Below are 233 nucleotides of genomic sequence, written 5' to 3'. Positions count from 1 at the left end.
CGATGCGCTCGTAGTTACGCTTGAGGAACAGGTACAGCAGGATGAAGAAGCGCTTTGCGATGTCCTTGGTGGCCTGGGTCATTGAGCCGGATACGTCCATCAGGCAGAACATCACCGCCTTCGAGCTTGGGTTGGGTTGCTTGACCAGCAGGTTGTACTTTAGGTCGAAGGTGTCGAGGAAGGGCAGGCGGTTGATACGCGCTTTCAGGCGCTCGATTTCCTGTTCGATTTCC

General features: G+C 55.4%; 1 protein-coding gene. It reads right to left on the bottom strand.

Annotation, left to right across the window (positions count from 1 at the left end; translation table 11 throughout):
• A partial coding sequence (locus SB719_RS22760) for a DUF444 family protein (RefSeq protein WP_412160124.1) occupies positions 1-233 on the bottom strand: 233 nt, incomplete at both ends.

This window comes from Pantoea sp. SIMBA_079, from assembly GCF_046940275.1.
GTDB classification, from domain to species: Bacteria; Pseudomonadota; Gammaproteobacteria; order Enterobacterales; family Enterobacteriaceae; genus Pantoea; species Pantoea borealis.
The sequence above is the reverse complement of the archived record's forward strand: the minus strand, read 5'-3'. Positions and strand labels throughout refer to the sequence as shown.